The organism is Acrocarpospora phusangensis, assembly GCF_016862995.1.
GTDB lineage: Bacteria > Actinomycetota > Actinomycetes > Streptosporangiales > Streptosporangiaceae > Acrocarpospora > Acrocarpospora phusangensis.
In genome coordinates this window covers 61,509-73,636 of the sequence record NZ_BOOA01000028.1, presented here as the reverse complement: position 1 = coordinate 73,636, position 12,128 = coordinate 61,509, and the positions used below count along the sequence as shown (strand labels likewise).

The window sequence follows — 12,128 nt, the reverse complement described above, 5'->3', positions numbered from 1 at the left end:
CACCCCTGGCGATCGGGGAGTCAGCGGCGACACAGATCCCACGATGGGAGCCGCTTCGTGTTGTACACCGTCATCGTCGCCCTCAGCCTCACCGCCGGCCTGGCCGCGCTCAGCGCCTTCGTCCTGGTCGTGCACAGCATCCGCCGGGAGGACCGGCGGCGCTCCCTGACCCTCAGCCCGCGCGGGGCACTGTCCTCGGGCACCCGCCGCATCCTCGGGCTCAGCGTCGACCACACCGCCTGCGTCATCCACCCCGAGTACGCCTGCCCCACGTGCCTGGAGTTGGACACCGAAGTCCGCGTCTGATCGTCTCGATCGGCCGTGATTCCGTATGTCTTGCGGGAGCCGTACGGAATCGCACTGCCGGACTGATCACTGAGGCGATAGCCTCGGCACATGTCGTTCCTCGACAAGCTGCTGCTGTGGCTGCACATCGCATTCGCGATCTTCGCGATCGGTCCGCTCACCGCCGTCACGAGTTACGTGCCGCGCTACATCAGGGCGCGGGACCTCAACGTCCTGCGCTTCCTGAAGCGGGCCGAGCGGGTGTTCGGGTCGCTGACGCTGGGCGTCTTCCTGTTCGGGATCCTGCTCGGCGGGTCCGCCCTGGCGAAGGTCTACCTGACGGTCTCGATGACGCTGTTCATCGTGGCCGCGGTGCTGCTGGTCATCATCGACCGGGACATCACCGCCGCCATCCGGGTTCTCGAGAACGACAACCCGGACGACGACGCGAAGGTGCAGACCGGCAGGATCGCCGCGCTCGGCGGCGTCACCGCGCTGATCTGGCTGGTCATCCTGGTGCTGATGGTCTTCAACGACCCCGTCGGCTAGCCCAGGGCCTGGGAGAGGTCGGCGAGCAGGTCGTCCACGGTCTCGATGCCGACCGACAGGCGTACCAGATCGGCGGGCACCTCCAGGGGCGAACCGGCGGCGGAGGCGTGGGTCATCCGGCCCGGGTGCTCGATCAGGGACTCGACGCCGCCCAGGGACTCGCCGAGCGTGAACAGGCGCGCCCGGTTGCAGACCTCCACCGCGGCGGCCTCGCCGCCGGCGACGCGGAACGACACCATGCCGCCGAAGCGCTTCATCTGCTTGGCCGCGATCTCGTGCCCGGGGTGGCGGGGCAGGCCCGGGTAGAGCACCTCGGTCACGTTCCGGTGCGCCAGCAGCAGCTCCACGACCCGCTCGGCGTTGTCGCAGTGCCGGTCCATCCGCACCCCGAGCGTCTTGAGCCCGCGCAGCGTCAGCCACGCGTCGAACGGCCCGGCCACCGCGCCCATCGCGTTCTGGTGGTACGCGAGACGTTCCCCCAGCTCCGCGGACCCGGCCACCAGCGCGCCGCCGACCACGTCCGAGTGCCCCCCGACGTACTTCGTGGTGGAGTGCACGACCACGTCGGCGCCCAGCCCCAGCGGCTGCTGCAGGTACGGCGAGGCGAAGGTGTTGTCCACCACGAGCAGCGCCCCCGCGTCGTGCGCGACCGAGGCCAGCGCCGCGATGTCGGCGATCCCGAGCAGCGGGTTGGTGGGCGTCTCCACCCACACGACCTTGGTCTCCGGCCGGACGGCGGCCCTGACCGCGTCCACGTCGCCCAGCGGAACCGGGTCGTAGGAGAGCCCCCACGCCTCCAGCACCTTCGCGAACAGGCGGTACGTGCCGCCGTACGCGTCGTTCGGGATGATCACGTGGTCGCCGGGACGGCAGACCGCGCGCAGCAGCGTGTCCTCCGCCGCGAGGCCGGACGCGAACGCCAGCCCGCGTGCCCCGCCCTCCACCGCGGCCAGGCACTCCTCCAGCGCGGTCCGGGTCGGGTTGGCCGACCGGCTGTACTCGTAGCCGGACCGCAGTCCGCCCACGCCGTCCTGCTTGTAGGTGGAAACAGCGTAAATAGGCGGAACCACGGCACCCGTGAGCGGGTCGGCTTCCTGCCCCGCGTGGATGGCCAGCGTCTCAAAGCCCTCAGTCATGCGATCGAGGCTACCGTGACGCCTTCTTCCTCTCGCCCAGCCGCTCGAACCGGGACAGCAACAGCGGATCGGCCAGCGCCAGCAGCGCCACGACGATCACAAGAACGATTCCGAGGACGGTCATGCCCCCACCTCCTCAGTAGATAGAACACCTCGGAAGCTTGGTTCCATCTCGCCCGAAGGAACGGTTCACCGGTGGGGGGTCGGCCGAATGGCCGATGCGACTTGTCAGTCGGGGGTCGTAGGCTCGGCGAGCGTGGGTGAAGGTTTCGTCAACTGGATGCAGCGGCTCAGCGAGTTCGCCCTGCTGGGGCTGCTGGGGCTGATCCTGCTGCTCGAGTTCGCCTTCTCGGTGTCGAGCGGGGCGACGTCCGGCGTCCTGATCCCCCTGGGCGGCGCGGCCGGACTGGTCGCCCTGCTGCTGCGGAGCCGGTTCCGGACCGGCTCGATGCTGTGGATGATCGGCATCTCGCTGCTCCTCTCCTTCGCCGCCGTCCCGCTGGCCTCGGTGCAGATGCCGGGCCTGGCCGAGGCCGGGGCGCTGATGGTGCTCACGATCAGCGTGCTGCGCTGGGTGCGCCCGCTGAGCCGGGGCATCCTGCTGGCCGTCGCCGCCCTGATCGCCCTGCAGATCTCCGCCGGGCTGCGGTCGGACGACATGGCCGCCACCGCGTTCGAGATCCTCTTCTTCTTCGGCTGGGCGGTCGGCGCGGTCATCGGCTCGTACCTGCGGCTCCAGCAGGACCGGCGGGAGGCGGCCGTGGAGGCGGTGCGCCGGTCGGAACGGCTGGACCTGGCCCGCGAACTGCACGACCTGGTGGCCCACCACATCACCGGCATCGTGGTGCAGGCCCAGGCGGCCAAGGCCGTGGGCGAGCAGCGCCCGGAGGCGGTGCTGCCCGCGCTGGACGCCATCGCCACCGCCGGGAGCGAGGCGCTGACCTCGATGCGCCGCCTGGTCGGCGTGTTACGCGCCGACGACCAGGCCTCCCGCAGTCCCGGCGTCGCCCTCGCCGACCTGCGCGTCATGGTGGAGCGCTTCTCGGCGCAGGGCCCGCGGGCGAGTTTCGACATCGGCCAGGGCGTCACCAGCCTGGCGCTCCCCCCGGAGGTGCTGACGACCCTCCACCGCGTCCTTCAGGAGTCGCTCACCAACGTGCGCAGGCACGCGCCCGGCGCGGCCTGGGTGGAGGCCGCCCTGACCGCGCCCCCCAACCTGGTCCGGCTCCGCGTGCGCAACGTCGGCTCCCCCGGCGACCCCCGGATCACCCGGCTGGGCGGCGGCTTCGGCCTGGTCGGCATGGTGGAGCGCGTCGAGGCCCTGGGCGGGCGGCTGACGGCCGGACCCACGCCGGAGAACGGCTGGGAGGTCACGGCCGAGTTCCCAGCCGCCCTCGCGGCCCGCGGAAAGTGAGGGCCGGCGCGCTAGTGGCTGGCCAGGAAGGCGAGCAGGTCCTGGCGGGTGAGCAGGCCGACGGGCTTGCCGTCGTCCAGGACCACGGCCGCGTCGGCCTTCTCCAGGGCGTCCACCGCCCGCGCCACCGGCTCACCGGAGCCGATCATGGGCAGCGGCGCCGACATGTGGTCGCCCAGCGGGTCCTCGGCGCGCACCCGGCCGCGGTAGAGGCCGTCCAGCAGGTCGCGCTCCACGATCGAGCCGACCACCTCGGCCGCCATCACCGGCGGCTCCTCCTTCATGACCGGCAGCTGGGAGACGCTGTACTCGCGCATGATGGCGATGGCCGTGCCGACCGACTCGTGCGGGTGCACGTGGACGAACTCGGGCAGGCCGCCGGGCTTGCGGCCGAGCACGTCGCCGACCCTGCCCTCGTCGTCGGCGGTGGACAGGAAGCCGTAGTCGGCCATCCACTCGTCGTTGAAGATCTTGGACAGGTAGCCGCGCCCGCTGTCCGGCAGCAGCACCACCACCACGTCGTCGGGCCCGGCCCGCTCGGCCACCCGCAGCGCCGCCACCACGGCCATCCCGCAGGAGCCGCCCACCAGCAGCGCCTCCTCGCGGGCCAGCCGCCGGGTCATGCCGAAGGAGTCCTTGTCCGAGACCGCGATGATCTCGTCGCAGATCGTGGTGTCGTAGGTGGCCGGCCAGATGTCCTCCCCGACCCCCTCCACCAGGTACGGCCGGCCGGACCCGCCGGAGTACACCGAGCCCTCCGGGTCGGCCCCGATCACCTTCACCCGCCCGCCGGAGACCTCCTTCAGGAAGCGCCCGGTGCCGCTGATCGTGCCGCCGGTCCCGACGCCCGCCACGAAGTGCGTGATGCGGCCCTCGGTCTGGTCCCAGATCTCGGGGCCGGTGGAGTGGTAGTGGCTGGCCGGGTTCTCCGGGTTGGAGTACTGGTCGGGCTTCCACGCGTTCGGCACGTCCCGGGCCAGCCGGTCCGACACCGAGTAGTACGAGTCCGGATGGTCGGGCGACACCGCCGTCGGGCAGACCACGACCTCCGCCCCGTACGCGCGGAGCACCGCGATCTTGTCCTGGGCGACCTTGTCCGGGCAGACGAACAGGCACTTGTAGCCGCGCTCCTGCGCCACGATGGCCAGGCCGACGCCGGTGTTCCCGGAGGTCGGCTCGACGATCGTGCCCCCCGGGACGAGCGCGCCGCTCTTCTCGGCCGCCTCGATCATCCGCAGCGCGATGCGGTCCTTCACCGAGCCGCCGGGGTTGAAATACTCCACCTTGGCCAGGACCTGGGCGGGCGCGCCCGCCGTGACCTTGCGCAGCCGTACGAGCGGGGTGTTGCCCATCAGCTCGATCAGCGAATCGTGTACGCGCACCGCGTGAACCACCTTTGTGCCGAAGCGTCTTTGCCTAAGCTTTGTCAGCCTGCCTGGAGCCTTGGTCCCGAGGGGGTGGCCGGGACTCGGCTAGTTTCAGTCTCACACCGTATCTGGGGGAGGCTGGTGTGATCTGGACTCCGGGGGCGGCCAGAGCCGCTCGCCGTATCGCGACCGCGGCGGTGGTCGGCGGCGGCGGCCTGACCGCGCTGGGCGCGGCCGCCTACGGCCTGCTGTTCGCCGAGGCCCTGCTGGCCCGCCGGATCGTCGGCACGCCACACGGCCTCGAAGTCCCACCCGCCGACGGTCTGTACGGCGTCGACTTCCCTGGCCAGCCTATCCGGATGGCCATGCTGGGTGACTCCACTTCGGTGGGTCTCGGCACCACGACCATCGCCCACACGCCCGGCGTGAACATCGCCAACGGCCTGGCCTCGGTGGCCGAACGCCCGGTCCGGCTGACGGTGGCCGGGCAGTCGGGCGCCGCCTCCGCCGATCTGGCCGGTCAGGTGGACCGGGTGCTGCCGACCCATCCGGAGGTCGCGGTCATCTTCATCGGGGCCAACGACGTGACCACGCAGACGCCGCCGGCCCAGGCCGTACGGCATCTGCAGAAGGCGGTGCGGCGGCTGCGGGAGGCGGGCTGCGAGGTCGTGGTCGGGACATGTCCGGATCTGGGGACGGTCCGGCCGATCGCCCAGCCGTTGCGCTGGGTTACCCGGCGGTGGAGCCGGCAGCTCGCCGCCGCGCAGACCGTCGCCGTGGTCGAGGCGGGCGGCCGTACGGTGGCCTTCGCCGACCTGCTCGGGCCGGAATTCATGACATACCCCGCAGAGATGTTCGGACCCGATCGATTCCATCCATCTGACCGAGGCTACCTACAGGCCGCTTACACGGTGCTACCGTCTGTATGCGCCGCGTTGGGGTTGTGGCCAGAACCGGAACCCGAGCGCGTCGAAGGCTCGCAATACCTTCTGGCGGCGATGGCCGTGGAGGAGCCCGGCACCGAGGTCACGGCGACCCGCGTCGCCGGCCGAGCGGTCGGCCCGCACGGACGGTGGGCGATGCTGCTCCGCCGGAGACATGGGCCGATGCCCCGCAGCGCCTAGGGCGACCACTCTCCGCGACCGGACCGTCACCCCCTGAGGAGTGAGATGATCCGGCCCCATACCCTCGCGCTCGCCCTGCTGGCCAACGGTGCGCTGGTCGCGTGCTCCGGCAGCGACGCGGCCACATCCAACTTCCCGTCCTGGCAGAACACGCAGGTGAACGCGGTCAGCCGGGTGACGACCGGGGCCGGGGTGGCGGCGACCACCTCGATACGCCCCGACGGCGCCCTGGAGACCGTGGCGCTGGACCTGGCCAGCGGCCGGAAACTGTGGGCCTTCCCGGCCACGATGGCCGGGCGGCTGCCCGGGATGGGCGTGCAGACGCCCGCCATGGTGGAGACCGGCGGCGGGGGCGCGGTGGTGGCGGCCGTCGATCCGGCCAGGAAGGGCAAGTGGAACGCCACCCTGGCCGTCCGGGACGCCAGGACCGGCCGGCAGAAGTGGACCAGGCCGGTGCACTCCACGTTCGGGCCGCAGCGGTGCGGGGCCTACCTGTGCCTGTCGGAGCACACGGCGCTGGCCAACGCGCGCATGGTGGTGCTGGACCCGCTGACCGGCAAGCAGCTGTGGCGGCTGCCCGGGATCGCCGAGGTCGAGTGGTCCGACGCCGAGCGGGTCGTGGTGCTGCGCCTGGCGGCCAACCCGGTGCTGGAGGCGTACGAGTTGAAGACCGGCAAGGCGGTGTGGCAGCTGCCGATCGAGCAGGCCCTGGGCGAGGGCATCGACCTGTCCGGCGGCTGGGCGTTCGGGACCGTTGGGGAGAAGCTGGTCGGTTACGTCGCGCCCTACACCAACCAGCGGAGTAAGAAGACCTCCACGTTCGGGCTGTTCTCGGTGCGGCTGTCGGACGGCATGGTCGACTGGATGCGGCCGTCGGTGGTGCGCGTCTACCCCAGCGGCAACCCCGCGTACGCGCCGGTCGTGCGCCCGGTCGACCAGCAGGGCCAGTACGGCGGGTTCGCCCGGCTGGACGGCGACACCGGGCGGGTGCTCGGGCAGATCACCGCCACCCAGGTGCCCGGCTCCGGCTGGTGGCTGGCGTTCCCCCGCAAGATGGACAAGCTGGGCTTCCTCAAGCACAACAGCCCGGGCGCCGCGTACGACCTGGCCAACGGCCAGAAGACCGACGTCAAGGACCTCAAGGGCTGGTCGTTCTGCGTCACCGACCCGCAGCCCCTGAAACTGGCCGGGGACGTCACGCCCGGCTTCTACTCGATCGCGGCGCTCTGCGAGTACTCCCTCGCGACCGGCAAACGGGTGCAGACCACCGAGGCGCCGCCCTCCTGGTTCACCGGCAGCCAGGGCGGCTGGCGGCTGTGGCGGGACGAGAAGGGCGCCCTCCACGCGATCAAGGACGCGGCCGCGACCAGCCCCGGCATGTACGGATGACCAGCGCGGGATGGGCCTGACTTGGGAAACCGTACAAAGTTCTAGGCCGGTGCTGGCTTCTTCTGTACCAGGCGGTAACCTCCGAGAGGAGCCAGCCGTACCAACCCCAGGAGAGCCAGAATGCCCGAGGCAGTCATCGTCGCCACCGCGCGCTCGCCGATCGGCCGCGCCTTCAAGGGGTCGCTCAAGGACATCCGTCCGGACGACCTGACCGTACAGATGATCAAGGCCGCGCTGGACAAGGTCCCGCAGCTCGACCCCGCCACGATCGACGACATCATGCTCGGGTGCGGCCAGCCGGGCGGTGAGCAGGGCTTCAACATGGCCCGGGTGGTGTCGGTGCTGCTCGGGCTGGACGGGGTGCCGGGCACCACGGTCAACCGGTACTGCTCCTCCTCGCTCCAGACCACCCGGATGGCGTTCCACGCGATCAAGGCCGGGGAAGGCGACATCTTCGTGTCGGCGGGCGTCGAGTGCGTCTCCCGGTTCGCGAAGGGCGCGGCGGACTCGCTGCCCGGGACCACCAACGACGTGTTCCTGGACGCGAAGAGCCGTACCGACGCGGCCGCCGCGGGCGGGGCCGGGGTCTGGCACGACCCGCGCGAGGACGGCCACCTGCCCGATGTCTACATCGCCATGGGCCAGACCGCCGAGAACGTGGCCTCGCTCCGCTCGGTCTCGCGCCAGGAGCAGGACGAGTTCGGCGTACGGTCCCAGAACCTGGCCGAGAAGGCGCTGGCCAACGGGTTCTGGGAGCGCGACATCACCCCGGCGACGCTGCCCGACGGAACCGTGGTCAGCAAGGACGACGGGCCCAGGGCCGGCACCACGTACGAGGCGGTCTCCCAGCTGAAGCCGGTCTTCCGCCCCGACGGGACGGTCACCGCGGGCAACTGCTGCCCGCTCAACGACGGCGCGGCGGCGGTGGTCGTGATGAGCGACACCAAGGCCGCCGAGCTGGGCATCACGCCGCTGGCCCGGGTGGTCTCCACCGGCGTGACCGGTCTGTCGCCCGAGATCATGGGCCTCGGGCCGGTCGAGGCGTCCCGGCAGGCGCTGGCGCGGGCCGGGATGGCGATCGGCGACGTCGACCTTGTGGAGATCAACGAGGCGTTCGCGGCCCAGGTGATCCCCTCCTACCAGGAGCTCGGGATCGACCTGGACCGGCTGAACGTGAACGGCGGGGCCATCGCGGTGGGGCACCCGTTCGGCATGACCGGGGCGCGGATCACCTCGACGCTGATCAACAGCCTGCAGTTCCACGACAAGGCGATCGGCCTGGAGACCATGTGCGTGGGCGGCGGCCAGGGCATGGCGATGATCCTGGAGCGCCTCAGCTGAGCTGCTGAGTTTCTGTCAGCCCTGGAAGTCGGGGCCGGCCTTCTCGATCCGTACGCGGATGAGGACGCGCCGGTCCCGCTCCATGGCGGCACGGTAGTCGTCCCAGTCGGGGTGTTCGCCGCTGATGCCCCGGTAGTACTCGACCAGGGGCTCCATCGCGTCGGGCAGGGCGAGGACGTCGGCGGTGCCCTCGATCTGCACCCAGTCCCCGTAGAAGCCGTCGTTCAACACCGTCAGAAACACCTGCGGATTCTTCCGGATATTTCGTGTTTTGACGGCGGTCTCGCGGCTGCTGATCACGACATATCCCTCGGCGTCGACGCCCACCGTGATCGGGGACATCTGGGGACGGCCGGCGGTGTGCCAGGTCATCAGGACGGCACGGTGGTTGCGGGCGCGGATGAATTCGATGGCTTTGGCTGGATCCATGCCCCCATCATGCCCGCCCCATCACGTGGGAACGATCACGCGCCCGCACCGACAGGCGGCACGGGCGCGATCTTTCCTTGATTCTCGGGTCTAGAAGAAGTGGCCGCGGCGCCGGCGCTCGTGCTCCAGCACGATGGCGGCAGCGTAGCCGTGGGTCAGCCCGTGCTCGTCCGCGAGCCAGTTGGCGCGTTCGTCGCAGCGCAGGAAAGCCGGGCCGTTGTCGATGGCTTGGAACCACTCTGGGAGTTCGCGACCGGTAATGGACGGGACGCGCGCGATCAGCTTTGTCTGTGTCTCCGGTGAGTGGTTCAACGACATGGGCACCTCCACGGGTAAGGCTCCTTTTGGTTGACACTGCCTCACTCACCGGGGCTTGACAAGACCCCATTAGGCATCCATTCGTTACGAGATGTTGATCATTCGTTGCCCTGGGTGTCTCTTGACCAAAAAACAAGACGCCCCCCGGTCTCCCGGAAGGCGTCCTGTCCTGGTACGGCCAAGCCGTGACGATCAGTCGTCGCCGCTGAAGTAGCTCAGCAGGCGCAGGACCTCAAGGTAGATCCAGACCAGGCTGAGCGCGAGGCCGAAGGCCATCAGCCAGGAGAACTTCTCCGGCACCCCGGCCCGCACGCCCTCGTTGATCTGGTCGAAGTCGAGCAGCAGGAAGAAGCAGCCGAGCAGGATCATGCCCACGCTGAAGGCGATCGCCAGCGGGCCGCCGGAACGCAGGCCGAGCCCGCCGTCCACGAAGAAGCTCGCGATGAAGTTGACCAGGATGAGACCGAGCGCCGCGAACGCCGCGCCGATGACGAACTTGGTGAACTTCGGCGTCGGACGGAAGATCTTCAGCGAGTACACCGCGAGGGTGCCCAGGAAGGCCATCATCGTGCCGAGCACGGCCTGCAGCACGATCCCGGGGAAGCGCGCGTTGAAGTAGCTGCTGATCACGCCGAGGAAGACACCCTCGAAGAGCGCGTAGCCCAGCACCAGCGCCGGGTTCGGCCGCTGGGTGAACGACACGATCAGACCGAGCACCAGCGCCACCAGCGCGGCCCCGATGCCGATCCCGATCCCCCAGCCCAGGTACCACGCGGTGCCGGCGGAGGCGAGGATCACCGCCAGAACGATGAAGCCCTTCATGACGACGTCGTCCATCGTCATGGTGCGCGTGGTCGTCGGCGGCGCGTAGGACGGCGCGTTGTACATCTCGTTCAACTGCTGCGGGCTCGGCGCGGCCCCCGACCAGCCCTGCTGGCCGACGCTTCCCCGCCGACTGAATATCGGGTTCCTGCTCTCCACCATTCCTCCACGATGCGGACTACATGATCAGCGCTTAGGCCATGCTCCCTTGTGCGTGGGACTCCCGCAAGAGCAGCCACTACACCATCCGACCCAACGAGCCAACCCCCGCCGTAGTTCCCGCGCCCGCGAATTTCTCATATCCACTGCTCACCGGCCGCTCCATCAAGCTCGCCGCACCCCTAGCCCCCGGCCGAAAGCCTGGCGCGCGCCCCCTTCCAGACCGTCGATCAGGGCTGGTCCCCCCGGCCGCCGGCCAGGAGCGTGCTCGACCGGCGCGCGATGAGCCAGCGGCCGTCACGGCGTTCGAACACGTACAGCGCCGTCATCTCCGGCCTCTCTCCCGCACGGGCCGCCGTTTCGTCCGACCACGCGTCCTTCGTCGCGGTGACCACGTCGTCCGTGAGAGGCGAGACGTCGGCGAGCCGGTAGTACGCGGTTGAGTCACGGAGGAATCCCGAGGCCAGCCCGGCACGGCTCGCCTCGACGATCGCGTCGCGGCCACGGAGCACCGTGCCGAGGGCGTTCACCACGATCGCGTCCGAGGCGAAATGCGCGGTCATGAGTTCGGCGTCGTTGGCATTGAATCCGTCCTGTACGTCACGGACGATCGAGCGCAGGGCCGCGGCGTCCTCGGGGCCGAAGGATGTCGCCTCCGCGGGCACCCCCGTGTTCTGCCCCGCGACGATGGACCAGTCGCCCTCGGCGCCGCGCTGCCACAGATAACTCGGCAGGCCAAGCGATCGCGGGGTGAGGGGCTTCCCCTCGGCGTCGAGGTACTCCTGCCGTACGGCCGTCAGCGCGACCTCGGGGGTGACGAACCGGATGTGCTCGACGTCGTACCGTACGCTCGCGTCGGCCATCGCCCCGGGGAGCACCGATCGGGTGAACGCGGCGATGGTGTCCAGACCGACGAGGCGGCGACCGCCGCCCGTGACCCAGACCGCGTCCGCGTCGAAGAGCGCGAGGAAGCCTTCGACGTCCTCCTCCCGTTGCGTGCGCTCGATCACGGCGACGAGTTCGACGAGCCGCTCGACGTCGTGAGACGACGCCCCTTCAGGTGCGATGGTGTGCATGGCTAGAGTCAACTTCATCAAGTGCACTTGACGTCAACAGGTGATGGTGTGGACGCGTTGAGCCCGGAAGCCGTCTGGCTCAAACCCGGTCAGGTCGCCGAACGGGCAGGCGTGGCCGTGTCGACCCTGCACTACTACGAGAGCCTCGGACTCATCCGCAGCCGGCGCACCGCGGGCGGACGACGCGAGTACCGCCGCGACACCCTGCGCCTCGTGGCGTTCATCCGCGCGTCACAGACCCTGGGAATCTCGCTCAAACAGATCAAGGACGCGCTCGACCAGCTGCCCAGGGACACCCCGCCCACCAAACGCGACTGGGCCCGACTCGCACGTGAGTGGCGGGAGGACCTCTCGGCGCGCATCGAACGGCTCACCGCGCTGCGCGACAACCTCGCGAACTGCATCGGCTGCGGCTGCCTCTCGCTGACGGCGTGCCCGTACACGAACCCCGCCGACCGGCTCGGCCGCGAGGGTCCGGGCGCCCGGCGGCTGACGACGCCAAACGAGTGACCCACCCGACGCACCGCGAAGATCTGCCCGGCTAAACGCGAATGGCCCCCTTGTGTTCAGCCATGGAGTCGAAAATTCGCAGCCAACAGTGAAAATCGGGACTAGATCGAGGTCATGTGTCTAGACAGGCGCAGAAATCGACTCGCACGATAGGAGAGAACGAAAGACCAGAAAGGAGTGAGTAGCGACCTCAGCCGCTTACCTTGCCT

13 protein-coding genes are annotated in these 12,128 nt (G+C 69.9%); 7 read left to right on the top strand and 6 right to left on the bottom strand.

The features are described 5' to 3' along the window. The first annotated feature begins 57 nt into the window (after positions 1 to 57). Both Aph01nite_RS18405 and Aph01nite_RS18400 read left to right on the top strand, forming a co-directional pair. Complete coding sequence (locus Aph01nite_RS18405; RefSeq protein WP_204042134.1) at positions 58 to 306, top strand: hypothetical protein; 249 nt, start codon at positions 58 to 60, stop codon at positions 304 to 306. Between the two features lie 90 nt (positions 307 to 396). Next, a complete protein-coding gene (locus tag Aph01nite_RS18400; protein WP_204042133.1) occupies positions 397 to 834 on the top strand; it encodes a hypothetical protein in 438 nt (145 codons plus the stop codon). Here Aph01nite_RS18400 and Aph01nite_RS18395 read toward each other — a convergent pair. Beyond that, a complete protein-coding gene (locus tag Aph01nite_RS18395; protein ID WP_204042132.1) occupies positions 831 to 1,970 on the bottom strand; it encodes a cystathionine gamma-synthase in 1,140 nt (379 codons plus the stop codon). The two genes, Aph01nite_RS18400 and Aph01nite_RS18395, sit on opposite strands and share 4 nt — an antisense overlap. A 256-nt stretch (positions 1,971 to 2,226) precedes the next feature. Here Aph01nite_RS18395 and Aph01nite_RS18390 point away from each other — a divergent pair, with 256 nt between their 5' ends. Further along, on the top strand, positions 2,227 to 3,384 hold the full coding sequence (locus Aph01nite_RS18390; RefSeq protein WP_239161793.1) for a sensor histidine kinase: 1,158 nt from the start codon (positions 2,227 to 2,229) through the stop codon (positions 3,382 to 3,384). 11 nt (positions 3,385 to 3,395) lie between these two features. Here the strand turns inward: Aph01nite_RS18390 and Aph01nite_RS18385 are convergent, their stop codons facing one another. Beyond that, positions 3,396 to 4,766, bottom strand: coding sequence for a cystathionine beta-synthase (locus Aph01nite_RS18385; protein ID WP_204042130.1), 1,371 nt, complete (start codon positions 4,764 to 4,766; stop codon positions 3,396 to 3,398). Positions 4,767 to 4,894: 128 nt separating this feature from the next. Here Aph01nite_RS18385 and Aph01nite_RS18380 point away from each other — a divergent pair, with 128 nt between their 5' ends. The 3 genes from Aph01nite_RS18380 to Aph01nite_RS18370 all read left to right on the top strand — a co-directional run bounded on the left by Aph01nite_RS18380 (position 4,895) and on the right by Aph01nite_RS18370 (position 8,605). Further along, complete coding sequence (locus Aph01nite_RS18380; RefSeq protein WP_204042129.1) at positions 4,895 to 5,875, top strand: SGNH/GDSL hydrolase family protein; 981 nt, start codon at positions 4,895 to 4,897, stop codon at positions 5,873 to 5,875. 45 nt (positions 5,876 to 5,920) lie between these two features. Next, entirely contained in the window at positions 5,921 to 7,264 is a 1,344-nt protein-coding gene (locus Aph01nite_RS18375; RefSeq protein WP_204042128.1) for an outer membrane protein assembly factor BamB family protein, read from the top strand. Between the two features lie 120 nt (positions 7,265 to 7,384). Next, entirely contained in the window at positions 7,385 to 8,605 is a 1,221-nt protein-coding gene (locus Aph01nite_RS18370) for an acetyl-CoA C-acetyltransferase (RefSeq protein ID WP_204042127.1), read from the top strand. A gap of 15 nt (positions 8,606 to 8,620) precedes the next feature. Here Aph01nite_RS18370 and Aph01nite_RS18365 read toward each other — a convergent pair whose 3' ends face one another. The 4 genes from Aph01nite_RS18365 to Aph01nite_RS18350 all read right to left on the bottom strand — a co-directional run bounded on the left by Aph01nite_RS18365 (position 8,621) and on the right by Aph01nite_RS18350 (position 11,409). Next, entirely contained in the window at positions 8,621 to 9,034 is a 414-nt protein-coding gene (locus tag Aph01nite_RS18365) for a PPOX class F420-dependent oxidoreductase (protein ID WP_204042126.1), read from the bottom strand. Positions 9,035 to 9,124: 90 nt separating this feature from the next. Beyond that, on the bottom strand, positions 9,125 to 9,352 hold the full coding sequence (locus Aph01nite_RS18360) for a DUF4287 domain-containing protein (RefSeq protein WP_155342170.1): 228 nt from the start codon (positions 9,350 to 9,352) through the stop codon (positions 9,125 to 9,127). A 192-nt stretch (positions 9,353 to 9,544) separates the two neighbouring features. Further along, the gene (locus Aph01nite_RS18355) at positions 9,545 to 10,336 is read right to left on the bottom strand and encodes a Bax inhibitor-1/YccA family protein (protein WP_239161792.1); all 792 of its coding nucleotides are present in this window, start codon (positions 10,334 to 10,336) and stop codon (positions 9,545 to 9,547) included. Positions 10,337 to 10,563: 227 nt separating this feature from the next. Continuing rightward, a complete protein-coding gene (locus Aph01nite_RS18350; protein WP_204042125.1) occupies positions 10,564 to 11,409 on the bottom strand; it encodes an SgcJ/EcaC family oxidoreductase in 846 nt (281 codons plus the stop codon). Positions 11,410 to 11,466: 57 nt separating this feature from the next. On the opposite strand from Aph01nite_RS18350, the gene soxR reads away from it, so the two are divergent. Continuing rightward, positions 11,467 to 11,919, top strand: a complete 453-nt coding sequence (soxR, locus tag Aph01nite_RS18345) for a redox-sensitive transcriptional activator SoxR (protein ID WP_373872306.1) — start codon at positions 11,467 to 11,469, stop codon at positions 11,917 to 11,919. Positions 11,920 to 12,128: the final 209 nt, after the last annotated feature.